We start from the raw sequence: 990 nt of genomic DNA on the forward strand, positions 1-990 counted from the left end.
CAACCTCGACGACGGCATGGCTGAACTTCGCCTGGCGTTCACCGCCCACGACACCGCCATGGCTTATGACCACATCGACCGCATCGCGCGCAGTCTCCCCAAAGACGACCGAACGCTGGACCAGAAACGCGCCGACGTCGCCCGCGACCTGTTGCTGGGACTCGACACCCCCGCCCCGCAGGGCCAGACGATGGTCTACCTGACGATGCCGGTGACCGCCCTGCTCGGCTTGACCGATGATCCCGGGATGCTCGCCGGATACGGACCGATCCCGACGAGCGTGGCCCAGGACATTGCAGCGGGCGGTATCTGGAAACGCATCCTGACCGACCCCGCCACCGGCATGGCGGAGGAAGTCAGCGACGCCTACCGTCCCACGGCGAAACAGCGAGAACTCATCAACGCCCGCTACCCGAGGTGCACGGCGATCGGATGCCAGCAACCGGCACACCGCTGCGATTTGGATCACTGCTGCCCATTCGACGGAACGAACACCACGATCAAGAACCTGCGGCCGAAATGCCGACACCACCACAACATGAAAACGCACTCCAACTGGCGGTGCGAGAACCGCGAGGACGGCAGCCACGTGTGGATCACGCCGAGCGGCAGGGCGCACGAAACGGAACTGGAGCCNNCGTGCACACCGGCGCGGACTCCCCGATGCGCAGGCACGCGCGGAACCGGCCCCAGAAACCGCCGGGGGTGGACGAGGACGCGGTGGTCACGGCGTAGCGGAGGCCATCGGTGCTGACGTACACCTGATCGCCGGGCCGGAAGCCAAGCGCGCGGCCGTGGAAACCATTGGAGCACAACAACAGTGACACGACGCGGCCCTGAGATGACGCAGAACCCTGCTCGGTGCACGCGGTGGGGCGGGGTGGGCGTGGGGACGGGACGAGGGCGCCGGTGACCACGGCGGCGTTGAGGGCGTCCTGGGCGGAGGACTGGCGCGCGGCGTCGGCGGTGTCGTGGGGGCCGGACCAGGAG

1 protein-coding gene is annotated in these 990 nt (G+C 68.0%); it reads right to left on the reverse strand.

The features are described from left to right. A partial coding sequence (locus tag CCN37_RS41865) for a hypothetical protein (protein WP_246843536.1) occupies window positions 1-589 on the reverse strand: 589 nt, incomplete at its 3' end. Between the last annotated feature and the right edge of the window lie 401 nt (window positions 590-990).

Source organism: Allokutzneria sp. NRRL B-24872, from assembly GCF_002155965.1.
GTDB lineage: Bacteria > Actinomycetota > Actinomycetes > Mycobacteriales > Pseudonocardiaceae > Allokutzneria.